The 23,190-nt window shown below is 74.5% G+C and carries 20 protein-coding genes; 9 read left to right on the forward strand and 11 right to left on the reverse strand.

Annotation, left to right across the window (positions count from 1 at the left end; genetic code table 11):
* The first annotated feature begins 21 nt into the window (after window positions 1–21).
* A complete protein-coding gene (locus KJS59_RS08485; protein ID WP_213451781.1) occupies window positions 22–1,311 on the forward strand; it encodes an endo-1,4-beta-xylanase in 1,290 nt (429 codons plus the stop codon).
* Between the two features lies 1 nt (window position 1,312).
* Here KJS59_RS08485 and paaI read toward each other — a convergent pair whose 3' ends face one another.
* The 4 genes from paaI to KJS59_RS08505 form a co-directional block, all read right to left on the reverse strand.
* Window positions 1,313–1,786, reverse strand: a complete 474-nt coding sequence (gene paaI / locus KJS59_RS08490) for a hydroxyphenylacetyl-CoA thioesterase PaaI (protein ID WP_249713979.1) — start codon at window positions 1,784–1,786, stop codon at window positions 1,313–1,315.
* A gap of 85 nt (window positions 1,787–1,871) precedes the next feature.
* Window positions 1,872–2,309: a cytochrome d ubiquinol oxidase subunit II gene (locus tag KJS59_RS08495; protein WP_249713988.1), complete on the reverse strand. Its 438-nt coding sequence runs from the start codon at window positions 2,307–2,309 to the stop codon at window positions 1,872–1,874.
* Complete coding sequence (locus tag KJS59_RS08500) at window positions 2,195–3,505, reverse strand: cytochrome ubiquinol oxidase subunit I (RefSeq protein ID WP_213451831.1); 1,311 nt, start codon at window positions 3,503–3,505, stop codon at window positions 2,195–2,197. The genes KJS59_RS08495 and KJS59_RS08500 overlap by 115 nt, the downstream gene beginning before the upstream one ends.
* A gap of 108 nt (window positions 3,506–3,613) precedes the next feature.
* A complete protein-coding gene (locus tag KJS59_RS08505; protein WP_213451782.1) occupies window positions 3,614–4,291 on the reverse strand; it encodes an alcohol dehydrogenase catalytic domain-containing protein in 678 nt (225 codons plus the stop codon).
* 63 nt (window positions 4,292–4,354) lie between these two features.
* Between KJS59_RS08505 and KJS59_RS08510 the strand changes: the two genes are divergently transcribed.
* A complete protein-coding gene (locus KJS59_RS08510) occupies window positions 4,355–4,909 on the forward strand; it encodes a GNAT family N-acetyltransferase (protein WP_249713980.1) in 555 nt (184 codons plus the stop codon).
* A gap of 39 nt (window positions 4,910–4,948) precedes the next feature.
* On the opposite strand, the gene KJS59_RS08515 is transcribed toward KJS59_RS08510, so the two are convergent.
* Window positions 4,949–7,786 carry a helix-turn-helix transcriptional regulator gene (locus KJS59_RS08515; protein WP_213451783.1) on the reverse strand — a complete coding sequence of 946 codons (2,838 nt, stop codon included), beginning with the start codon at window positions 7,784–7,786 and terminating at the stop codon, window positions 4,949–4,951.
* A gap of 212 nt (window positions 7,787–7,998) precedes the next feature.
* Here KJS59_RS08515 and KJS59_RS08520 point away from each other — a divergent pair, with 212 nt between their 5' ends.
* Together KJS59_RS08520 and KJS59_RS08525 are read left to right on the forward strand one after the other, a co-directional pair.
* Window positions 7,999–8,304, forward strand: coding sequence for a hypothetical protein (locus KJS59_RS08520; RefSeq protein ID WP_213451784.1), 306 nt, complete (start codon window positions 7,999–8,001; stop codon window positions 8,302–8,304).
* 775 nt (window positions 8,305–9,079) lie between these two features.
* Window positions 9,080–10,207 (forward strand): lysylphosphatidylglycerol synthase transmembrane domain-containing protein, encoded by a 1,128-nt coding sequence (locus KJS59_RS08525; protein ID WP_213451786.1) that lies wholly within the window; start codon window positions 9,080–9,082, stop codon window positions 10,205–10,207.
* A gap of 84 nt (window positions 10,208–10,291) precedes the next feature.
* On the opposite strand, the gene KJS59_RS08530 is transcribed toward KJS59_RS08525, so the two are convergent.
* From KJS59_RS08530 to KJS59_RS08540, 3 genes are all read right to left on the reverse strand, one after another.
* Window positions 10,292–11,692, reverse strand: coding sequence for a cytochrome P450 (locus KJS59_RS08530; protein WP_213451788.1), 1,401 nt, complete (start codon window positions 11,690–11,692; stop codon window positions 10,292–10,294).
* Window positions 11,689–12,264 carry a hemerythrin domain-containing protein gene (locus tag KJS59_RS08535; RefSeq protein WP_213451789.1) on the reverse strand — a complete coding sequence of 192 codons (576 nt, stop codon included), beginning with the start codon at window positions 12,262–12,264 and terminating at the stop codon, window positions 11,689–11,691. Before KJS59_RS08535 ends, KJS59_RS08530 begins: the two co-directional genes overlap by 4 nt.
* A 72-nt stretch (window positions 12,265–12,336) precedes the next feature.
* The gene (locus KJS59_RS08540) at window positions 12,337–13,137 is read right to left on the reverse strand and encodes an SDR family NAD(P)-dependent oxidoreductase (RefSeq protein ID WP_213451791.1); all 801 of its coding nucleotides are present in this window, start codon (window positions 13,135–13,137) and stop codon (window positions 12,337–12,339) included.
* Window positions 13,138–13,358: 221 nt separating this feature from the next.
* Here KJS59_RS08540 and KJS59_RS08545 point away from each other — a divergent pair, with 221 nt between their 5' ends.
* From KJS59_RS08545 to KJS59_RS08555, 3 genes are all read left to right on the forward strand, one after another.
* Window positions 13,359–14,588 carry a glycosyltransferase gene (locus KJS59_RS08545; protein ID WP_213451793.1) on the forward strand — a complete coding sequence of 410 codons (1,230 nt, stop codon included), beginning with the start codon at window positions 13,359–13,361 and terminating at the stop codon, window positions 14,586–14,588.
* A 195-nt stretch (window positions 14,589–14,783) separates the two neighbouring features.
* Entirely contained in the window at window positions 14,784–15,185 is a 402-nt protein-coding gene (locus KJS59_RS08550) for a PLD nuclease N-terminal domain-containing protein (protein WP_213451795.1), read from the forward strand.
* A gap of 50 nt (window positions 15,186–15,235) precedes the next feature.
* On the forward strand, window positions 15,236–15,988 hold the full coding sequence (locus KJS59_RS08555) for an SDR family NAD(P)-dependent oxidoreductase (protein ID WP_213451797.1): 753 nt from the start codon (window positions 15,236–15,238) through the stop codon (window positions 15,986–15,988).
* Between the two features lie 210 nt (window positions 15,989–16,198).
* Here the strand turns inward: KJS59_RS08555 and KJS59_RS08560 are convergent, their stop codons facing one another.
* Entirely contained in the window at window positions 16,199–16,570 is a 372-nt protein-coding gene (locus KJS59_RS08560) for a rhodanese-like domain-containing protein (protein WP_213451833.1), read from the reverse strand.
* 183 nt (window positions 16,571–16,753) lie between these two features.
* On the opposite strand from KJS59_RS08560, the gene KJS59_RS31010 reads away from it, so the two are divergent.
* Together KJS59_RS31010 and KJS59_RS08570 are read left to right on the forward strand one after the other, a co-directional pair.
* Complete coding sequence (locus KJS59_RS31010) at window positions 16,754–17,206, forward strand: hypothetical protein (RefSeq protein WP_249713981.1); 453 nt, start codon at window positions 16,754–16,756, stop codon at window positions 17,204–17,206.
* Window positions 17,207–17,261: 55 nt separating this feature from the next.
* Window positions 17,262–17,894, forward strand: coding sequence for a hypothetical protein (locus KJS59_RS08570; protein ID WP_213451798.1), 633 nt, complete (start codon window positions 17,262–17,264; stop codon window positions 17,892–17,894).
* 217 nt (window positions 17,895–18,111) lie between these two features.
* On the opposite strand, the gene hrpA is transcribed toward KJS59_RS08570, so the two are convergent.
* Together hrpA and KJS59_RS08580 are read right to left on the reverse strand one after the other, a co-directional pair.
* On the reverse strand, window positions 18,112–22,023 hold the full coding sequence (gene hrpA, locus KJS59_RS08575; protein ID WP_213451800.1) for an ATP-dependent RNA helicase HrpA: 3,912 nt from the start codon (window positions 22,021–22,023) through the stop codon (window positions 18,112–18,114).
* A gap of 359 nt (window positions 22,024–22,382) precedes the next feature.
* The gene (locus KJS59_RS08580) at window positions 22,383–23,159 is read right to left on the reverse strand and encodes a YwiC-like family protein (RefSeq protein WP_213451834.1); all 777 of its coding nucleotides are present in this window, start codon (window positions 23,157–23,159) and stop codon (window positions 22,383–22,385) included.
* Window positions 23,160–23,190: the final 31 nt, after the last annotated feature.

The following is a 23,190-nucleotide window of genomic DNA, read 5'->3' on the forward strand; positions in this document are numbered from 1 at the left end:
GCACCCTGGAGGTCACCCCCGATGCCCACCGACGTCGACGCCGCCATCCGCGCGCACCGCACCGCCGACGCCGCCCTGACCGTCACCGTGGACGGTGAACCGCTCGCCGGCCGGGAGATCGTGCTGCGCCAGCGCGGGCACCGCTTCCCGTTCGGCTGCACCGGGTTCGAGTTCATCCCGCTGGCCAGCGGCGACCCGGCCGGCGCCGAAGGGGCGGCCGGGTCGCTGGGCGAGGCGCCGGTGGCGGACCTGGCGGGCCTGGCCGAGCGCTGGTTCGACGTGTTCAACTTCGCCACGCTGCCGTTCTACTGGGGGCGCTTCGAGCCCGAACGGGGCCGCCCGGACACCGAGCGCCTGCTCGCCACCGCCCGCTGGTTCGTCGAGCGGGGCGTGCCGGTCAAGGGGCACCCGCTGGCCTGGCACACGGTCACCGCGGACTGGCTAAAGGACCTGTCGAACGCGGACATCGCCCGCGAGCAGGTGGCCAGGATCCGGCGCGAGGTGCGCGGCTTCGCCGGCCTGATCGACACCTGGGACGTGATCAACGAGGTGGTCATCATGCCGATCTTCGACCGGTACGACAACGGGATCACCCGGATCTGCCGCGAGCTGGGGCGCATCCCCATGGTCCGGATGGTGTTCGACGCCGCCCGCGAGGCGAATCCGGGCGCCACGCTGCTGCTCAACGACTTCGACATGTCGGCCGCGTACGAGTGCCTGATCGAGGGGGTGCTGGCGGCCGGCGTGAAGATCGACGCGCTCGGGCTGCAGAGCCACATGCACCAGGGCTACTGGGGCGAGGAGAAGACCCTGGCGATCCTGGACCGGTTCGCCCGGTACGGGCTGCCGATCCACTTCACCGAGACGACGATCGTTTCCGGTCAGCTCATGCCGCCGGAGATCGTGGACCTCAACGACTACCAGCCCGACCGGTGGCCGACCACGCCGGAGGGGGAGGCCCGCCAGGCGGACGAGATCACCCGGCACTACCGGACGCTGCTGTCGCACCCCTCGGTGCGGGCCATCACGTACTGGGGCATGTCAGACGGTGGCTGGCTGGGCGCCCCGGGCGGCTTCCTCCGCGTCGATGGCAGCCCGAAGCCCTCGTACGACGCGCTCCGCGCGCTGGTCAAGGGCGAGTGGTGGCTGGCGCCGACGACGCTGGCCACCGACGGCGCCGGCCGCGCCGGGTTCACCGGCTTCCTCGGCGAGTACGAGGTGAGCGCCGCCGGCCGCACCGCCACGGTCCGCCTCGACGCGCCCGGCACGGCCGAGATCCCGGTGGCCCTGGAGCGGCCGACGGTGGGGTAGGTCACCCGGCCGGGTCGCCTCCGGCCGGGCGGGCAGCCCCGGGGCGGCCGGAGAGCGCGACGCTGTGGCCCCGGAACTCCGCGACGACCGTGCCGTCCTGCCGCCGGACCGTCACGTCGTAGACCCCGTTGCGGCCGTACCGGTCGCGCTCCACCGCCTCGGCGAGCAGGTCGTCGCCGGCCTCGACCGGGTGCAGGAAGCTGATCTGGGCGCTGTGCGCGACGGTGACCGGCCCGTACCCGTTGCAGGCGTACGCGAAGGCCGTGTCGGCGAGCAGGAACAGGTACCCGCCGTGCGCTATCCCGTGCCCGTTCAGCATCCCGGGGGTGATCCGCAGCCGGACGCTCGCCCGGCCCGACCCCGCCCCTTCGAGGCGCATCCCGAGTGTCCGGGTGGCGGTGTCGCGGGCGTACATCTCCGCGGCCCAACCCGGCAACTCGCCCGGTGCGGCGGCTGGGCCGGAATTCGTCCCCATGTCAACTCCCCGGTGCTGCGCGGCCGGCCGGCAGAGTGGTCATCGTACGCGGGGCCGCCGGATCGCCCCGGCGCCCTTCGGCCGCTCAGCGCGGCGACTGCTGTTGCCGCGACTGGTCCCGCTGGAAGGTGCGGTAAAGCCACCACAGGGAGGGCACCAGCAACAGCGTGCCCACCGCCAGCGAGCCGAGCGTCGCGGCGAGGACCGCCGGGGTCGCGGCGGCCTGCGCGAGGGTGACGCCGGGCAGCAGGTCCGGATACTGGCCGACCGCCCAGCCCCACAGCAGCCCGGTGACCGCCAGCGCGGCGGTGATCCGGACCGCCAGGTAGCTGCGGCGGGCCAGCAGGAGCAGCGACGCGATCCCGGCCGCGATCGACAGCAGCAGCAGGGGCAGGGCGTGACCCCGGGTTAGCCCGGCGAACAGGCGCGGCGCGTCCGCGCGCAGCACCGCGAGGCCCGCGGCGGAGAGGACGCCGACGACGGCGCCGGTGCCCAGGGCGCGGCGGCGGAACGCCTCGGCCAGGTCCGTCCGCCCGGCGCGGCGGGCGTCGTGGGTGAGGTAGCAGGCGGCTGCCGGCCCACCTCGGTGACCGTCCACCCGGCCTCCAGCGCCAGGACCGCCACGACGCCGGACAGCGACGCCGCGCGCAGGAACCAGCGGGTGTGCGGCAGGTCGCCCCGGCGCCGCCACGCCCACGCCGCCCACGCGCCCAGCGCCAGCAGGCCGAAGGCGGACCCGACCATGATCTGGAACGCCGGGTGGACCACGTTGACCGGGGGCCGGTCCGGCTCCGGGGTCTCGTTCAGGCCCACGATCCGGGAAGTGGGGTTCCAGTGGGCGAGCAGCGACAGCCCGTACGGGATCTCCAGGGCGTACCGCAGCTGCCCGTCGAGCGCCACGCCGCCCAGGTGCAGCGGCTCGCCGGTACCGGTCTCGAAGACGCCCTCCATGGCGGCGAGCTTGACCGGTTGCCGCTCGGCCACGAAGTGCGCCGCGTAGTCGCCGACGCCGATCTGCACCGGCGTGACCAGCGCGGCCACCGTGAACGGCACCAGGAACCCCAGCCGGTGGTACCGGCTGTGCCGGCCGCGCAGCAGCGCGACCGCGTACACGCTGGCCGTCAGGTACCCGGCGACCATGAACGCCGCCAGGATCATGTGGATCGTCTGCGGCGGGGTCGCCGGGTTGAACATCGCCGCCCACGGGTCGACCGCGACGATCCGACCCTGGACGGTGTCGAAGCCGGTCGGCGCCTGCATCCATGCGTTCGCGGTGACCACGAAGAACGCGCTCGCCACGCCGGCCACCACGATGGGCACGCCGGTGAGCAGGTGCGGCAGCGGGCGCAGCCGGTCCCAGGCGTACAGGTACAGGCCGAGGAAGATCGCCTCGACGAAGAAGGCGATGCCCTCCAGGGCGAACGGCAGCCCGATCACCTGGCCGTAGACGCCCATCAGCCCCGGCCACAGCAGTCCCATCTCGAAGGACAGGATCGTGCCCGAGACGGCGCCGACGGCGAACAGCACGCCCATGGCCCGCGCCCAGCGGCGGGCCAGCAGGCGGTACGCGTTGTCGCCGGTGCGGTAGCCGCGCCACTCGGTGATGAGCGTGATCGCCGGCAGCCCGACGCCAAGGCAGGCCAGGATGATGTGCCAGCCCAGCGAGAGCCCCATCTGCATCCGGGCCGCGCCGAGGTCGGCCGGGCCACCCGCGTACATCTCCACGGCTGCCCCATTCCGCCCCGCCGCTGTTTCTATGCGTCACCGGTCGGGGGGCCGCCGCGACGACCTCCCCGTTCGGGAGCGGCCCCGGCCGCGCGGCGCCGGTCAGGCGCCCGGGTCGATATGGATCTTCGGGGCGGCGCCCCACTCCGGTCGCCGCCCGCCGGCCAGCACCGCGGCCGCCGCGTCCAGGCCCACGGTCGCCGCCACCAGCGGTCGCGGGTCGACCGCGCCGGACGCGTACAGCTCCGTGCCCGGCCCGATCACCAGCAGCCGCTCGCCGGGCGCCAGGCCCGCCGCCCGGACCGCGCGCAGCGCGTTCGCCCCCGGCTCGACCAGCGCCCCGAGGACCGGATCCACGGCGTCCGGCAGCGGCTGGAGTGCCCGCGCCGGTACCCGCAGCCGCCCGGCGAGCGCGCCCGGCCAGCCGTTGCGGATGCCGATCTCGTACCGGTCCGCGCACAGGTGCTGCCGCCCGCAGGCACAGCGCCCGCAATGCCCGCAGCCGAGCATCGTGTCCCCGGTGACCCGCCGGCCCAGCCACGCCGGGTCCACCCCGCCGCCCACCGCCGCGACCACACCGCTCCACTCGTGGCCGATCCGGATCGGATAGTGCGCGTGCCCGGTGTGCAGGTACTCCATCCGCCCGGAGAAGAACTCGGCGTCCGTGCCGCAGACGCCGGCCCGCTCCACGTCGGCGACGACCTCGCCGGGCCCCGGCTCCGGCGCCGGCACCTCGCGCACCTCCGCGCGGCCCGGGCCGGTGATCACGAAGGCGCGCACGGCATCAACCTACCCGCGCCCGCCCCACCGGCCCCGCCCGTCGGCTGCGGCATACTGGCCCGCGTGTCGCTGAGCTTCCGCATCGCCACCGCCGCCGACGTGCCGCAGGTGGTCCGGCTGGTGGAGTCCGCGTACCGGGGGGACGTCAGCCGCGCCGGCTGGACCACCGAGGCGGACCTGCTGGCCGGCCAGCGTACCGACCCGGCGATGGTCACCGAGGCGGTGGCCGCCACCAACGGCGTCATCCTGCTCGCCGTGCCCCACGACCCCTCGCCCGGTGCCGCCGTCGGGGGCGGCGGGCCGGTCGCCTGCTGCCAGCTTGAGCGCCGCGACGGGTACGCCTACTTCGGCCTGTTCGCGGTGGACCCGGTGCGGCAGGGCGCCGGGCTGGGCCGCGCGGTGCTTGCCGCGGCGGAGCGGTTCGCCGTGGCCGAGTGGGGCGCGGGCGAGTTGCGGATGACGGTCATCATCCAGCGCGAGGACCTCATCGCCTGGTACCTGCGCCGCGGCTTCACCCGCACGGGGGAGATGTCGGCGTTCCCGTACGGCGACGAGCGGTTCGGCATCCCCCTGCGGGACGACCTGCGCTTCGAGATCCTGACAAAGAAGCTGGGCTGAGGCCCTACGGTTCGTCCGGCACCCGCGCGGCGGGGGCCGTCAGGCGTGCTCGGGCTGGTCGCGGCGGCCGGCCTCGCGGGCGACGTCGATGCGGGAGTTCAGGCCGAGTTTGGCGAGGATGTGCGAGACGTGGGTCTGCACGGTCCGGGGGGAGAGGAACAGCCGGCTGGCGATCTCCGGGTTCGACATGCCCTCCGCCACCAGCGCGACCACCTTCTCCTCGGTCGCGGTCAGGCTGGTCCAGCCCTGCCGGTCGCGGCGGTGCCGGGCGCGGGAGCCGCGACGGATCCCGTAGCGGCGGAACGTGGCCTGGGTGCGGGCCAGGTCCCACGCGGCGCCCAGCGTCGAGTACACCGTGTAGGCGCTGGTGAAGTGGGTGCGGGCGGCCGAGGGGTCGCCGCTTTCGGCCAGCGCGACGCCGGCCGCCTCGAGCGCCTGCGCGCGGGGCAGCGGCCGGCCGGCGCGGCGGTACTGTTCGGCGGCGTCCAGGAGGCGGGCGGCGTCGCCGTCCAGCAGCCCGCGGCAGTGCAGCGCGATCGCCCGGCGGTGCGGGGCGTCCGCCTTGGTGGTGACCGCCTCGGCGCGGGCGGCGGCGGCGCGGGCGGCGTCCGCGTCCCCGACGGCGACCGCCAGGCGGACCGCGTCCGGCAGCAGTTCGGCGGCCTCCTCGACCTCCTCGGTCGGGCCGGTCAGCCCGTCCATCAGCACGGCCAGCGCCTGCTCCGGCTCGTCCGCCTGCTCGCGGACCAGGCTGCGGGCCAGCGCCAGCGAGCCGTGCATGCGGTGCCCGAGCCGGGCGGCGTAGCGTTCGGCGCGCACCAGGTGGCGGCGGGCCCCTGCGTCGCCGCGGTGCAGCCGGATCGTGGCGGCCAGCCCGTTGCCGGCGCACTCGACCATCGGGTCCTGCGCGTCGGGGCGCGGGGCCGCCAGTTCGGCCAGCGCCTCGTCCCACCGGCCGACGTCGTACAGCAGCTCGACGAGCACGCTCTGCGCCTGCGACACCCGGACCGCGTTGCCCGCCTCCCCGGCGAGGTGGCGGACGTCGCGGGCGGCGGAGATGGCGTCGTCGTACCGGTCCAGGTCGCTGAGCGCGACCGCCTGGTTGATCCGCATGAGCAGGCGCAGGTCGATCAGCGCCGGGTCGCCCTCGGCGGCGGCCAGCGCCCGGTCGAACAGCGGCAGCGCCCGGCCGGCCTCGCCGCGCATGCCGTGGATGATCGTCTGGATGCCGAGCGCCCAGGCGGTGGCCCAGCCGTCGCCGGCCGCGGTGGCGGCCGCGAGCGCCTTCTCGGCGGCGGCCTGCGCCGCGTCGAGTCGCCCGACCGCCCGGTGCGTGCGGGCGACCAGCACCAGCAGCCGCGCCCGGTGCCGCGGCTCGACCCCGGGCGCCCGCAGCGCCCGTTCGAGCGCCGGCAGCAACTCGCCGTGGCGCCCCGCCATCGACCGGCACTGCGCGAGCGTCCAATGCAGATCGACCAGCACGTCCGGCGGGGTGACGTGGGCCAGGGCCGCGGTGGCCACGCTGGCCGCGCCGTCCTGCTCGCCGACCCGGTAGAGCGCGTCGGCGAGCCGGCAGGAGAGCACGCCGTGCGGCGCCACCCCGGCGGGCACCGCGGCGGTGGCCCAGCGCAACAGGGGGATGGCGGCGTGCGGGGCGTTGCCCACCAGGTACTGCGCCGCCTCCACCAGCCAGGCCATCATCCAGTCGTCGACGGTGGCGGTGCTCTCGCCGTCCTCGGCGGCGGCGAGTAGTTGCCGGGCGACCCGCTCGGGCGGCGCGGCCGCCGCCGCCAGCGCCCGGCCCGCGTCCCGGTGCCAGGCGGCCCGCACGCCCGCCGCCATCCCCTGATACAGGGCGTCGCGGATCATCGGGTGCCGGAACGCCAGCTCGGTGCCGTCCTCGCGCAGCACGTTCGCCAGGATCGCCTCGTCCAGCAGCGGCTTCAGGTCCGCGGCCAGCCCCCGCGAGCACACCGCGGCCAGTTCGCTGACCCGGAAGGTCGTGCCGAGCAGCGCCGCCGCGTGCAGCACCTCGCGGGCCGCGGGGGAGAGGAAGCCCAGCCGGTCCGCGATCGCCGCGGCCAGCGACGCCGGCGCCCGGTCCCGGGTGTCCACCTGTCCATCATGGACGGTCAGCAGCCCGCCGCGGATCAGCGCGTCGACGAGTTCGGTGAGGTACAGCGGGTTGCCCGCAGCGCCCGCGGCGAGCCGCACCAGGCCCGGACCCGGTGGGCCGCCGACGGCGCGCGCCACGAACTCGGCCACCTCGCCGCCGCCCAGGCTGTGCAGCCGGTGCACGTTGGCCGGGCGCAGGGTGCGGCGCAGGACGTTGAGGTCGTCCCGGTGCGGCACGGAGCGGGTCGCCCCGACGAGCAGGAGCGGCATGCGCTCGACCGCGCGCGCCAGCCGGTTCAGCGTCATGACCGTCGCGGAGTCGGCCCACTGGAGATCGTCCAGGACCAGCAGGGTCGGTCCGGCGTCGCACACCTCGCCGACCCGGCCCAGTAACCGTTCCGCGGCGTTGGCCACCCGGTCGCTCCGGTCGCCGGGAGTCGCCTCCGGGTCGGTCAGGGCGTCCACGGTGGGGATCGGCGCCCGCCCGCCGCGCGCGGTGAGCGCGTCGTTGAGCGCCTCGGCGAGCGGAAGCAGCGGGAACGCCCGACTCAGCTCGTCGCAGGAGCCGCGTAGCACCTGGCATCCGCGGGCGGACGCCTCCTCGGCCGCGAGGCGCAGCAGCGAGGTCTTACCGATCCCCGGCTCGCCCTCGACCAGTAGCGCCCCGCCCCCGCCGGCGGCTAGCCCGGCCACCCGCTGGCGCAGCCGTTCCACCTGCCGTTGCCGGCCGATGAGCGGATCGGACAGGAGCGCGTCACCCACCGGCAGATCCCCGCTTTCTTGACCCGTTGCCCTTGTCAACTGTTCGATCCGCCGGCGGGCCGCCCGAACGCGCTCGGCCACCCCGTACCGCATTTGACCTCGGATAAAGCGGAGACACCCGCTGCCTTTGTTTCGCCAACGCCCGCGCGAACGTTTCGGCAGAGCGACGGACGTCGAAGCGATTTGCCAGTGGTTCCCGAGAAGTTCACTAGATGTTCACCTTCGAGACACCTGACGTTCGCTCACCTTCCTCACCGTTGGTAACCAATACCTGGCCAGGTGTTACTTTCCCGGCACCCACTTGGCAGGCTGGAGTGCGCACAATGCGGACCAAAAAGAGCAACTCCGGTCTTGTCGTGTACCTGACGGCGGCAGCACTTGCCGTCGCGGCCGCTGCAACGACCGCGACGACATCCGTCTATCACGACATGACCATCCAGGCCATCGTCCACCCCGTTACCACGGTCGGGTCAGCTACCACCTCCGGCATGACGTCCGCCGTCTACCACGACATGTAACTATTCCTGCCGGCCGTCCGGTTGGGAAGTCCCGTCCTGCAATCCCGACGTGCAAATTGCGCAATAGCCGGCGGCGGCGCCGATCCCCCTCACACCGGCGCCGCCGCCCCCGCCCCGATATCTCGCCCTGCTGGGCGCCGCCCGGCTGGCCCCGGCCGCCCGTCGTGCTGGCACCGCATGCGCGGGCGGCAGCCGGCCTGCCGCGCCCGGAGCCGCCTCCACGCCGCCTTCTGGGACAGCCGCCCCGGCGGGCTCGACACCGGCAGGCGCCGCCCGTACAGAAGCAGAGCAAAGCGCCCGGACAGCAGGACCGACCCCACGTGAGTGGCGTGGCGTGAGTGAATCAGCCGGGCCGATGCGTGCGAGGGTGACCATCCACGTCTCATCGCTGGCGCCGGGGTCGGCACGTACCGGCCGATCAGGCCGGCCGGGGTAGCGCCGGGTCTGTGCTGGCTCCTCGGGCCGGCGGGCGTCCTGCCCTTCGCTGTTCCGCCAGGTGGCGGATGTGATCGGCCCGGGCGCGCGCCGACGATGGTCCTGCGCACGGCCGACCAGGTCCCCGACGGTGTACGCCACAGGGCTACGGCGGCGGGTGACGGGTTGCGCAGCCTGACCCCCCGGGCTGCGCAACCCACGGCCGGCGCGGCGACGGGCGTGTTCGCGGTGGAGATGGAGCCGACAGCGCCGCGGCGACCCGCACCCGGCCATCCTGCCCGATCCCCGAACGGCCGCACGGTACGGTCTTGAGCGAACGTGAACGGGACGGGGCGGGGGGATGACCGGCGGGGCGGGGGCGCGGCGGTGGCGGCAGATCACCATCACCATCGCCGTGCTGGGCGTTCTGACCGTGGAACTGGTGGTTGGTTGGCCGTCCCTGGCCGCCGCGCTGGCCCAGCTGCGCACGCCGAGTCCCGCCTGGCTGGCCGCCGCCGTGGCCGCCGAGGTGGCGTCGATGGGGGTGTTCGCCCGGATGCAGCGGCGGCTGCTGCGCTCGGCCGGTACCCGGGTGCACCTGGCCCGGCACGTCGCGCTGGCGTACGCGGCGCACTCGCTGAGCGTCACGCTGCCCGGCGGTCCGGTCTTCTCCACCACGTTCACGTTCCGCCAGTTGCGCCGGTTCGGGGCGTCCGCCGCGGTGGCGTCCTGGTGTGTCGCGCTGTCCGGGGTGCTCAGCACGGGCGCGCTGATCGTGATCGGCGCGGCGGTCGGCATCCTGGCCCGCAGCGGCGGCGGCTGGACCACCCTCGGCGGCTGCCTCGCCACCGCGCTGGTGATCGTGCTGGCGATCCGGGTGCTGGCCCAGCACCCGCAGTGCCTGGCCTCCCCGGCCGCCCGCCTGATGGCCGGCGTCAACCGGCTCCGCGGCCGGCCCAGGGAGCACGGGGCCGACCGCGTCACCGCGCTGGTCGACCAGATCCTCGCGGTCCGGATCCGCCCGATGGACCTGTCCATGGCCGCCGCCTTCGCCATCGCCAACTGGCTGCTCGACGCCGCCTGCCTGCTGCTGTGCTGCCGCGCGGTCGGCGCGCAGGGGATCACCGTCGTCCAGCTGGTCATCGCGTACGCCGCCGGCATGGCCGCCGCGAGCATCCCCCTGGTACCCGGTGGGTTGGGGGTGGTGGACGGCGCGCTGGTTCTCGGTCTGGTGGCCGGCGGACTGCCGGCCAGCGGCGCGATCGCCGCCGTCGTGCTGTACCGGCTGGTGAGTTTCGGCTTCATCATCGGCGCCGGCTGGGTGTTCTGGCTGATCATCCGGCGCGCCGGGTTCCCGCCCGAGCCGCAGGAGCGCGGCGTGCTGGCGCGCGTCCTGTGGTACCTGCGGTGCGCGCAGTGGCGGACCGGCGATCGGGCGGTTGAGCCGGCGGCGCGCGAGCCCGAGCCCGCCGGCACGAGCCGCGGATAGCGGCTGGGCCGCGCCGTCCGCGCTGGGCCGCGCCGTCCGCGCTGGGCCGCGCGCGGTCCGGGCCTTCCCCGGCGTCAGAGCGGGCTACCTCGGGCCCTGTGGCGCCGCGCTGATCTCGCGGGGCGCCGGCTCCAGGCGCAGGCGCAGGGCGGTGTGGTCGAGGGTGGCGGGCAGGTGCTCCGGGAACAGCCGCCGGCCGCCCGCCGGCACCGGCCGGCGGTCCCGGATCACCTCGGCGAGCAGTGTGCCGGCCACCAGCAGCACCAGGTTGCGCCCGGGGCAGCGCCCCGGCCCATCGCTGAACGGGATCAGTGCCCCGCTGCTGGCGGCCCGCCCGTCCAGCCACGCCTCGGGGGTGAACCGGTCCGCGAAGGGCACGGTCGCCGGGTCCCGGTGGAAGTAGCTGCTGATGATCAGCAGTGAGGTGCCGGCCGGCAGCCGCCCCGCGGGCCACAGCGTCTCGGCCAGGCTGTCCCGGAGGATCGCCTGCGTGGTCGGCCACAACCGCACCGCGTCCAGGACGCAGGCGCGCAGGTACGGCCGGTACAGCCGGTCGCCGGCCGCCTCGGCCCGGGCCCGCTCCAGCGCCTCCGGGTGGGCGGCGAGCACGGCGAGTGCCCGGTAGGTGGCGACGGCGGCCGAGTCGAACGCGAACAGCCACTGCGGCGCCTGGCCCACCGGGTCCGCACCGGGCGGCGCCGGGGTCTTCGCGAGCACCGCCATCAGGCTGTCCGGCTCGGCCCGGGCCGCGTACCCGGCCAGGCGCGCGGTGAACTCGTGGCGCAGGCGTTCCCGCCGCGGGCGCAGGTACGCCCAGTTCGCGCGGTCGCGAAGCTGGTCCAGGACGGCGGTGAACCGGGTGTCGTCGGCGGCGGCGTCGCCGAGCACCACCCGCCGCACGATCCGCCCCGCGACGCGGTGGAACCCCGCCCAGGTGAGCGTGTCGCCCAGGGCCGCCGCCTCGTCGGCCACCTTCCGGGCGAACGTGTCGCCCAGCCGGTGCACCGGCGAGGGGGTGTCCAGCACCGTCTCGTTCAGCCGCCGCCGGACCGGCCGCTGCTCGCCGGTGGAGATGAGCACCCCGTGCGGTTGGAAGTGCGCCAGCGCCGCCCGCTTCTCCCGGGTGGCGGGGGCGAACGGCTCCGGGGAGCCGGCCAGCACCCGGCGCGCGTGGTCGGGGGACAGGGGCAGCGCGAACCGCCCCAGCGGCGCCGCCAGCCGCACGGGCCCGCCGTGGTAGCGCGCCCGCAGCGCGGCGAGGACCCGGTAGACGCGCCGGTCGGCGTCCCGCCGGTCGGCCACCGCGAGCGCGGCGGGGCGGGGCAGGATCACCCCGCGGGCCACCAGGGGCGCGACCACCGCGGTGAGCACCCGCGCCGTCTCCGCGAGCGTCGCGCGCGGTACCAGCGGTACCCGGTCGAGGCCGCCCGCGCCCCTACCCGTGGATCCGTCGGTGGCGCGGCGCGGGGCCGGCAGCCCGCTCATCCCCGGTGGTTGTCGTTCTTCTCGCGCCAGTCCCGCATCACGTCCCGGACCCGGTCGAACAGGGCCAGCGGAGGGCCGGCGAGCAGGTTGGCGCCGGGCGACTCGCCGCTGTGCGGATGCGGCCGGGTCGGTGCCATCCGTTCGGCGGTGCGCACCGCGTCGGCCATCCGCATCAGCCGCTCCTGCGGCACGTTCGCCCGCAGCCGGGAGAACTCCTCCGCCTCCTCCTTGCTCGCGTGGGTGACGACCGCCTCGGACAGGGTGTTCAGCCGGGTGTTGAACTCCGGGTGGTCCACGCCCAGGTCGTACAGGTCCGCGAGGGCACGCTTGGCCTCGTCCTCCTCGGTGAGCCGGGCCTGCACCACCGCGTCGCCGGCCTCCTTGCGCGCGGCCGGGTGCACCACCAGTTCCTCCGCGCTCTCGTGCACGGCGAGCAGGCGCACCAGATCCTCGAACAGCTCACGCCGGTGCGGCCCCTGCGCGGTGGCCAGCTCGCTGAACATCGCCTTGATCTGGCTGTGCTGCGCGAGCAGCAGGTCCACTACGTCCTCTTGTTTCTGCATGGTGGTCATGCCGGCCCGCGTACCCGGCGGCGGGCGGGCCATGCGCGCCACGGGCGGGTTTCCCGCGGAGCGCGGCAACGGCTACTTCCGCGCCGACCCGGGCCGCGACACGTTCCGGTGCAGCCGGGCCTTGAGGGTCTCCGGCGTGACCTTCGCCGCGCCGGCCACGATCCGGTTCCGTACCGAGCCGGCGACGACGTGGTCGCGGCCCGCCATGAGCGCTTCGAAACCTTCCCGGGCGACCTGTTCCGCGCTGTCCTTCCGTCCGGCGCCCAGGCGCGTATCCTCCATCCCGGCGCGGGCGAAGAAGTTGGTCTGGGTCGGACCGGGCATCAGCGCGGTCACCGTGATCCCGCTGTCCCTCAGCTCCTCGCGCAGCGCCTCCGAGAACGACAGCAGGAACGCCTTCGACGCCGCGTACGACGCCTCGAACGGCCCCGGCTGGGTGGCCGCGATCGACGAGGTGAACAGGATCCGCCCGGCGCCGCGCGGTGCCATCAGCTGCACGCAGCGCTTGGCCAGGTGCACCGAGGACCGCACGTTCAGGTCGACCAGGCGCAGGTCCGGCTCCAGCGGCGTCTCGGCGAACGGCCCGCTCACCCCGACGCCCGCGTTGATGGCCACCGCCTCCAGGGGACGGCCGTCCGCCTTGATCCGCGCGTACAGGTCCTCCACGCCGCCGTGCGTGGCCAGGTCCGCCTGTACCGGCTCGACGGCCGCGCCCAGGTCGGCGAAGTCCCGCCCGGCGGCGGTGACGCCGGCGTCCTCGGCCGCCACGACCAGGTCGTACCCGTGCCGGGCGAACTGCTTGGCCAGCTCGTACCCGATGCCGCTGGATGCGCCGGTGACCGCCGCGAGCGGGCGGGTCGAAGGTGTCGTCATGGTCCGGTTCTCCATTTCTCGCGCCTGACGTCCCTCGTGCCCCGGTGGCCGCCGACCTAACGCGACGGCGGGGGCGCGATGTTTACCTTGATCGCCCTGGGGAATTCCGGCCGAGCACCGCTTGGGGGCCTGAGTTTCGGGTCGGGCCGCTGTGGACAGTGTCGTCGTATCGGTAGTCCCCTTCACCCGAGAGGTCGACGGAGCCGCCCATGGAGCCGCCCATGCGTATCGCGATGGTGTCTGAGCACGCCAGCCCGCTCGCCGCCCTCGGCGGCGAGGACGCGGGCGGCCAGAACGCGCACGTCGCCCAACTCGCCGCGGCGCTGGCCCTCCAGGGCCACGACGTGCGCGTCTACACGCGACGGGACGACGCCCACGCGCCCGTTGCCGTACCGGCCGGGCCGGGTGTCGAGGTCGTCCACGTGCCCGCCGGCCCGCCGGAGCCGCTGCCGAAGGACGCCCTGCCGCCCTTCATGCCGGTGTTCGCCCGGTGGCTCGTCGGGCACTGGCGCGCCGATGGGTGGCTTCCCACCGCGGTCCACGCGCACTTCTGGATGAGCGGCCTCGCGGCGGTGGACGCCGCCCGCCCGCTGAACCTGCCGGTCGTGCTCACGTACCACGCGCTCGGCTCGGTCAAGCGTCGCCATCAGGGCACGCGCGACACCAGCCCGGCCGACCGAATCGACCGGGAGCGCCGGCTCGGCCGCACCGTCGACCGCGTCGTCGTGCAGTGCCGGGACGAGGTGGACGAGTTGGTCCGCCTCGGTGTGCCGCCGGCCCGGCTCACGCTCATCCCGTCCGGAGTGGACGAACGGCGGTTCCATCCGGACGGTCCGGCCGCGCCGCGCGCAACCGGCCGGCCACGCGTGCTCTCCGTCGGCCGGCTGGTTGAGCGCAAGGGCTTCGCGGACCTCGTCCACGCCATGCGGGACATCCCGGACGCCGAGTGCGTCATCGTCGGCGGCCCGCTCGGGTCCGAGTTGGACGCCCACCCGTACGCCCGCGAACTGCGGGAACTGGCCGCCCGTCTCGGCCTGGCGGACCGGGTGACGCTGGTGGGCGGCATCGCCACCGACGCCATGCCTGACTGGTACCGCTCCGCCGACGTGCTCGCCGCCGCGCCCTGGTACGAACCGTTCGGCCTGACCCCGATCGAGGCGATGGCCTGCGGCGTACCCGTCGTCGGCACCGCGGTCGGCGGCCTGCGCGACACCGTCCACAACGCGGTGACCGGCCACCTCGTGCCACCCCGCGACCCGGGCGCGCTCGCCGCCGCGCTGCGGGACCTGCTCGCCCATCCGGCGCGTCGCGACGCCTACGCACTCGCCGCCCGGAACCGTGTCGTGCGCCGCTACTCCTGGCGTCGCGCCGCCAGCGACCATGCCGCCCTGTACGCGGCCGTGCGCCGGCCGTCCACCGTGACCGCCCAACGCGAAGCGGTCGTCCGATGACCTGATGCCCGCCCTGCCGCATGGGCAACCCCCGCCCGGCCCTCGCCGCCGGCGGTCGCCGATCTTGTACCGGTGGCGCGTGAATCGTCCGGCATGTCGCCCTTTGGTGGCCACCGGAACGCCGAGGTCGGCGGGTAACTGGGGTCCGGACGGCAGGGGCAGCCGCCTGCGGCGCGAAGGTGCATGATGTCCGCCGTGATTCGTCTCTACGGCCTGCTGTTCCTGATCGATCTGGCGCTGACCGTCGTGGCCCTGATCGACTGCCTGTCCACGGAGGAGTTCCAGGTCCGCAACCTGCCCAAGGTCGCCTGGGTCTTCATCATCCTGCTGTTCGCGCCGGTCGGTCCGATCGCGTGGTTCGTGGCGGGACGCCCGCAGCGGCACGCCGCCGGCGCGGCCGGGGCGTGGAAGCCGGGCAGGGGCTTCCCCGAGCACGAGCGGCCGCGCCGCCCGATCGGCCCGGACGACGACCCGGAGTTCCTGGCCTCGCGCGGCCGGCAGCGCCGCGACGACGAGGACCTGTTCGCCCGCTGGGAGGCCGACCTGCGCCGCCGCGAGGAGGACCTGCGCCGCCGCGAGCACGGCGAGGACGCCTGACGGGGCTCGACTAGATTCGGGCGCTGAACCCGATCTTCGAGGAGGCTCGTGTGACGACCCGTCGCGCCCTGGTCACCGGCGGCTCCCGCGGCATCGGCGCCGCCATCGCCACCGCGCTCGCCGCCGACGGCTGGACCGTCGCCGTGCACGGCCGCACCCCGGAGTCCGCCGCCCGCACCCGCCCGCCGGGCAGCGGTCACGCGGCCGTCGCCGGTGACCTGGCGGACCCGGCGCAGGTCCGGTCGATGGTCCGCGCCGCCGTGTCGGCCCTGGGCGGTGTCGATCTGCTCGTCAACAACGCCGCCGCGCACGCGCACCAGCCCGTCGACGCCACCGGGTACGACGAGTGGGTGGCCTCCTGGTCCGACGTGGTGGCGGTGAACCTGCTGGGCACCGCGAACGTCACCTGGTGCGTCGTGGACCACCTGCTGCACCGTCCCGAGGGCCCCGCCGGTGGCCGGATCATCACCGTCGGCTCGCGGGGTGCGTACCGGGGCGAACCCACCGCCCTGGCGTACGGGGCGACGAAGGCGGGCGTGCACGCGTTCACCCAGTCCCTGGCGGTGGCGCTGGCCCCGCACGGCATCGCGTCGGCGGCGGTCGCGCCCGGCTTCGTGGCCACGGACATGGCGAAGGAGATGCTGGAGGGCCCCGCCGGGGACGGCATCCGCGCGCAGAGCCCGTTCGCCCGGGTCGCCGAGCCCGCGGAGGTTGCCGCGGCGGTCACCTGGCTGGCGTCCCCGGCCGCGGTGTGGGCCAGCGGCGCCGTTCTCGACCTCAACGGCGCCTCCCACCTCCGCTAACACCGCCGCCGATCTTGGTTTGGTGCTGCCCGGTTCCGGGGCGGGGTACGAGCCGGGCGCGTCGTTTCGCGTCCCCTAACGGACGGCACCGGCGCCCCCGTGGCGGCTGTGGGTGGGAGATCGTTGTACCGATTTGGCCGGAAATGCGTGTCGTACCAAGATCTCGCCCGCGGGCCGCCCTCCGGGCGGTGGGGTAAGGGGTGGCCGTGGTCAGTGGCGCACGTCGGCGGGGTCCCACGTGACGGGCAGCCCGACGGCGCACCACGCCTCCACACCGCCGATCATGTCGGTCGCCCGGGTCAAGCCGAGCGCCCGCAGGCTCGCCGCGGCCAGGCTGGAGCTGTACCCCTGGCGGCAGACCACCACGATCTCCCGGTCGTAGCCGGTCGCCTCGGGTATCCGGTCCGGAGAGCCGGGGTCGAGCCGCCATTCCAGCACCGTCCGGTCGATGACCACGGCGCCGGGCAGGACGGCGCCGGGCAGTTCGCCCTGCTTCGCCCGCTGCGACTCGGTCCGGGTGTCGACGATCAGGGCGCCGCGCCGTCCGGCGTCCAGGGTTTGCTCGGGCGTCAGCCGTCGCATGCCCCGGCGCACCCGGCGGAGCACGGCCTCGATGCCCCGACCGGCTACCTCCTCCACCCGATCACTTCTACTCCACCCGGCGGCCCCGCGCCGCGGGTACGGCGGGCAGGTCAAGCCGTCGTGTCGCCCCCACTCCCAGGGCGCCGCGACGGCGACCGTCGCGGAGAACCTGTGCGTCGACAAATGCGGGTGGCGAACCGTCGACGCGCCGGTAGCGTCGCTGTTCTCGCCCGCAACATCTACATCGCGGACACCCTCGTCTACCTCCGGCATCACGATCAGCTCGCTGGACTTCGGGTACCCGATGAACGGGTTCGGCGCCGACCCGGTTGGAAAACGTCTTCATCGCGCGAGCGGGCGGCCACTTCTGGGGCGCCCAGACGTTCCGGCATCTGGGTGTTCTCCGCGTCCAAGGTGTTCCAGGGCGTCCGGTTCTCCGATGTGGACATTGCCGACCCGACCTACTCGGGCATCCTGTTCCAGACCAACAACCTGGGCGGCCAACCACAGAACCATCACCGCGGCGACGGCCCGGCAGCACCGTGGCGGCGGCGTGGCGGCGGCGGCTTTCTCACTGGATTCTTAGTCTCCGCGGCCGAGGGTGCTCAACTGGCGGTGTCACAGTTGGCGGGGTAAGCAACCGTGATCGAGTGGGGCCGCCACCCACCCCGTACAGACTCTGGAGAGCGAGATGCCCGCCGACCAACGCCCAGCCGCCGACGAGCCGGCCCGCAGCGGGGCCGAGGACACCGCCCGCCTCGACCCGGTGCCCCCGCCGCCGGTCGGTCCACCGCCGACGGTGCCCCCGCCGGCGGGTTCGTCGTCGATGGGGGAGGGCGAGTCGAACCCGGCAGCGGCTCCGGCACCCGGGGCGGGCCCGCAGGCCGCACAGCCCACATCCGCGGCCGCCGCGCCGCCACCCCCGCCGCCCGGCACGCCGACCGGCTGGTCCACCGCCGCGGCCGCTCCCGGGCCCGGCCGCCGGTCTTGGCGCGGCCGCATCGACCGCCGCACCGGCATCGGGCTCGGCGTCGCCGGGCTGCTGATCGGCTGCGTCTGCGGTGGGCTCGGCGTGGCGGTCGGCGCCGCCGTCACGCACGGCACCGAGCACCACCGTGGCGGCCACGGCGACTACCGCGGCCCCGGCCCCGGTGCCGGCCACCGTGACCAGGGCGACCGCAAGCGACCCGGCGACTCCGGCGACCGCAACTGGCCCGGCGACCGGCAGCGTCGGGTACCCGGGCCGGGTCAGTTCCCGAAGCAGCCCGGGGAGCCGGCGCCCACGGCGCCGCCGGCCTCGCCCTCAACGCCCCCGACCGCATAGCCACCCGCCCGGGGGCGTTGGCCTTCGCCTCGCTCCTGGCGAGCCTGTCGGCGTTGCCACGCGTCCCCGGGTGGTGCAGCGCGAGAAAGGCACGCATGTAGCGAAGGCGTTGCCACGCCTCCCCGGGTTGTGCGGAGCGCGAGAAAAGGCACGGCACCCGGCGAGGGCGTTGCCACGCGTCACCGGGTGGTGCTCCGGGTTCCCGGCGGCGCCGGGCTCAGGCGACCAGGTCGTCCATCGCGCGGTAGATGCGCTTCTCCGAGACCGGGTACGCGGTGCCGAGGCCCTGGGCGAACAGGTTCACCCGCAGCTCCTCGATCATCCAGCGGATCTCGGGCAGCCGGTCCCAGGTCGGGCTGCTCGGCCGCACCTCGGTGCGCAGCTGCGCGTACTCCTGCTCGACCCGGTGCACCTGCTCGGTGAGCTGCCGGTCCCGGTCCGGGTTGGTGGGCAGCCGGTCGAGCCGGCGCTGCATCGCCACCAGGTACCGGGGCAGGTCGCCCAGGTGGTACCAGCCGGCGGCGCTGACGAAGCCCGGCCCGACCAGCCCGGCGAGCTGGCCACGCAGGTCCGCCAGCGCGGACAGCAGGGTCAGGTGGGTGGTGTTGGTGAGCCGGCGCCGCACCTCGTACGCCGCCGCCAGGATCTCCTTCACCACGGTCACGATGGCCAGTACCGTGTCGGCGAGCTGCCCCCGGACCCCGTCTCGCAGGCGGGCGAAGCCGTCGGCGTCCCAGGCCGGGCCGCCGTGGTCCGCGATCAGCTTGTCGAGCGCGGCGGCGACGCAGTCGTCCAGCAGGTCCGCCGCGCTCTGGTACGGGTTGGCGCGGCTGAGCGTGAGCTTGTCGGCGTTGCTGAGCCGGGCGTTGACCAGCCCGACCGGGGACGGGACCGTCAGCTGGAGCAGCCGCCGGGTGCCCCGTGCCATGGCCCGCTCCTGCTCGGCCGCGCTCTCGAACAGCCGCACCGCCACGGTCGCCCCCTCGTCGACCAGCGCCGGGTAGGCGGTGACCACGTAGCTGCCCCGGCGCTGCTCGACCACCCGCGGCAGGGTGCCGATCTCCCAGCCGGTCAGCCCGGAGCGCTGCACGCCCTCGGTGGCGGCGGCGAGCGTCTGGCGCACCTTCGGCCGCAGCTCCCGCTGCAGGACCGCCAGGTCGCGGCCCTGCGCCACCGTGCCGCCCTCGTCGTCCACCACCTGGAACGCCGGCTTCAGATGATCGGGTACCCGGCTCAGGTCCCACGCCTCCCGGGGTACGGCCACGCCGGTGAGCCGGCGCAGGTGCCGCTCGAGCACCTCCAGCAGCGGGCCGTCCTCGGGTCCGGCCACGTCCAGGATCGCGCGCGCGTAATCCGGTACCGGGACGAAGTTGCGACGCAGGGTCTTCGGCAGCGAGCGCAGTAATGCGGTAACCAGGTCCTCCCGCAGTCCGGGTACCTGCCAGCCGAACGCGTCCGGGTCGAGCCGGCCGAGCACGGCCAGCGGCGCCCGGACGGTCACGCCGTCGGCGGCGGTACCCGGCTCGAAGTGGTACGCCAGCGGCAGGTCCAGCCCCTCGGAGGTCCAGACGTCCGGGAAGTCCGCCTCGGCGACCCCACCGGCGGCGGCGTTGACCAGCATCGCCTTGTCGAACGTGAGCAGTTCCGGCCGTTCCCGCCGCTCCTTCTTCCACCAGCTGTCGAAGTGCCGGCCGGAGACCACGTGCCCCGGGATCCGCGCCTCGTAGAAGTCGTACAGCACCTGATCGTCCACGACGATGTCCCGGCGCCGGGCCCGGTGCTCCAGTTCCTCGACCTCGTCGAGCAGGTCCCGGTTGCGGTGGAAGAACTCGTGCCGGGTCTCCCAGTCGCCCTCCACCAGCGCCCGCCGGATGAACTCCTCCCGCGAGTACACCGGGTCGATGCGGCCGAAGTTCACCTTCCGCGAGGTCACGATCGGCACCCCGTACAGGGTCACCTTCTCGGACGCCACCACGGCGGCCTGCTTCTTCTCCCAGTGCGGCTCGCTGTAGCCGCGCTTGACCAGGGGCCCGGCCAGCGGCTCCACCCACTCCGGCTCGATCCGGGCGCAGACCCGCGCCCACAGCCGGGTCGTCTCCACGAGTTCGGCCGCCATCACCCACCGCGGCTGCTTGCGGAACAGCGCCGAGCCGGGGAAGACGCCGAACTTCGCGTTCCGCGCCCCGATGTACTCCTTGCCCTCGACGTCCTTGACGCCGATGTGGGACAGCAGGCCGGCCAGCAGCGAGAGGTGTACCCGCTGCGGCTCGGGATCCGTGTCGTTCAGCGTCAGGTTCAGCGACCGGGCCACCTGGCGCAGTTGGCTCACCAGGTCCTGCCACTCCCGGATGCGCAGGTAATTCAGAAAGTCGGCCCGGCACATCCGGCGGAACGCGCTGGAGGACAGCTCGCGCTGCTGCTCCCGCAGGTGGTTCCACAGGTTGAGGAAGGTCAGGAAGTCCGACTCCTTGTCGGCGAAGCGCGCGTGTTTCTGGTCCGCCTGCGGGCGCTTGTCGACCGGGCGCTCCCGGGGGTCCTGGATCGACAGCGCCGCCGCGATGACAATGACCTCGCGCAGGCAGCCGTTCCGGTCCGCCTCCAGCACCATCCGGGCCAGCCGGGGGTCGATCGGCAACTGCGCCAACTGCCGCCCGACGGGGGTGAGCCGCTTGCGCGGGTCCGCCTGGTCCGGGTCGATCGCGCCCAGTTCGTGCAGCAGCTGCACACCGTCGGTGATGTTGCGCCGGTCCGGCGGGTCGATGAACGGGAACGCCGCCACGTCGCCCAGCCCCAGCGACGTCATTTGCAGGATTACCGACGCCAGGTTGGTGCGCAGGATCTCCGGGTCGGTGTACTCGGGCCGGGCGAGGAAGTCCTCCTCGGAGTACAGCCGGATGCAGATGCCCTCGGAGACCCGGCCGCACCGCCCCTTCCGCTGGTTCGCCGACGCCTGCGACACCGGCTCGATCGGCAGCCGCTGCACCTTCAACCGGTGGCTGTACCGGGAGATCCGCGCCGTGCCCGGGTCGATCACGTACTTGATGCCCGGCACCGTCAGCGACGTCTCCGCAACGTTGGTGGCCAGCACGACCCGTCGCCCCCGGTGCGGCTGGAACACCCGGTGCTGCTCGGCCGAGGACAGCCGCGCGTACAGCGGCAGGATCTCCGTGTCGGGCAGGTTGAGCCGGGCCAGCGCGTCCGCCGTGTCGCGGATCTCCCGCTCGCCGGACAGGAACACGAGAACGTCGCCCGGCCCCTCGGCCCGTAATTCGGTAATCGCGTCGGCGATCGCCTCGGTGGCGTCCCGGACGAGCACCCCGTCCTCGTCCTCGTCGTCGGCCGCCTCGACCTCCACCATCAGCGGCCGGTAGCGCACCTCCACCGGGTACGTGCGCCCCGAGACCTCCACGATCGGCGCGTCCCCGAAGTGCCGGGCGAACCGCTCCGGGTCGATCGTCGCCGACGTGATGATCAGCTTCAGGTCCGGCCGCCGGGGCAGCAACTGCTTCAGGTACCCGAGGATGAAGTCGACGTTGAGGCTGCGCTCGTGCGCCTCGTCCACGATGATCGTGTCGTAGTGGCGCAGCGCCCGGTCGTTCTGCATCTCGGCCAGCAGGATGCCGTCGGTCATCACCTTGACCAGCGTGCCGTCGCTGGACCGGTCGGTGAAGCGCACCTTGTACCCGACCCTCGCCCCGATCTCGGTGCCCAGCTCCTCGGCGATCCGCTCCGCGACCGTCCGCGCCGCGATCCGGCGTGGCTGCGTGTGGCCGATCGCCCCGCGCACCCCGCGCCCCAGCTCCAGGCAGATCTTCGGCAGCTGCGTGGTCTTGCCGGACCCCGTCTCACCCGCGACGATCACCACCTGGTGGTCCCGGATGGCGGCGAGAATGTCGTCCTTGCGCTGACTGACCGGCAGCTCCGCGGGGTACGACGGCACCGGTACCGCCGCGCGTCGCGTCGCGATCCGCCGCTCCGCCGCCGCGAGGTCACCCTCGATCGCGGCGAGGGTCCGTTCGCGCGCGGCCGCGTCGCGCACCGTCCGGGCGCCGTCGAGCCGGCGCCGCAGCCGGTGCTCGTCGCGCAGGGTCAACTCGGGCAGGCGCGCCATCAGATCAGGGGAAGACATACCACGCTCAACAATAGGCTGCCCCCGGCCACCGGTCCCGCTCATTTACGGCCGCCCCGCCGCTGCCACTCCCGACAGGCGTGCGCCCAGCCCACTCGGCCTGCCAGCGGCGAGGGTGGCTGTTCGCCGCCACTCCCGCCGGATTACCGCTCGCGTGGGCTTGTGTCCCGCCTACTCGGTCTGCCAGCGGCGGGGCTGGCTGGTCGTCGCCTTTACTGTGGCCTCGCCGCCGCTCCCAAGGGCTTGTGGCCCAGCCCTGTCGGCCTGCCAGCCGACCGAGACCGGCTGCCAGTTCCCGCTGGAGGGTGCCCCGCCCGCTGCGCCTGGCTGCTGGCCGGGGCGGCTGCTCACCCGCGTGATCAGACGGCGACCGTGGCGAGGAGCACGAGCAGCGACGCGCCGATCTCGATGACGCCGATGTGCACGGGCTTGAGCCGGCGGCCCGGCAGCGCCCAGGCGCGGACGAGCAGCAGCAGGAACACCGCGCCGACGATCGGGGCGAGCCAGAGCAGTGCGGCTGCCGCGACCAGGTGGAACGCGACCGACGCCCGCCGGTAGCCCACGTTGCCGCGTTCCCGGATCATGGTCTTGACGTACAGGACGGTGCCGGTGAAGTAGGCCAGCAGGGCGGCGAACGTGACCGCGACGTCGGCGGGCGGGACGTCGGCGACGGCGGCGCAGACGAACACCATCAGGCAGCTCTGCACCACCGAGGCGACGTCGTTGAGCAGCGCGCGTTCGTCGCGGCGGGCCGCGTAGCCGGCGTTGACCGCCAGCAGCAGGGCGTAGAGCGGCGCGTACCACAGCAGATGGGGCCGCGCGACGAGCACGAGCCCGCCGAGCAGGGCCGTGGGCACCCCGTACACGGCCAGTTGCGCGCGTACCCGGCCGGGCCGGCGGGTCTTGACCGCCAGCAGCAGGTAGTAGCTGAACAGGTAGCCGGTCAGCCAGGCCACCAGCAGCGGCAGGTGCGGCCAGCGGAACCCGGCGGTCAGCACGCCGGCGAGCCAGGGCAGCAGCAGCATGGCCCAGGCGCCGTGCTGCGGTGGGATGAACCGGCGGATTCTGCGCCGGCGTGCCGGGGTGCCCCGACCGGTCGGCGCGGCCGAGGCCGGCGGCCCCGCCGCGCCCGCCAGGTCGCCCGCCGCCCGCGCCGCGGCGCCCTGG

The organism is Rhizomonospora bruguierae (genome assembly GCF_018397995.1).
Lineage (GTDB): Bacteria > Actinomycetota > Actinomycetes > Mycobacteriales > Micromonosporaceae > Rhizomonospora > Rhizomonospora bruguierae.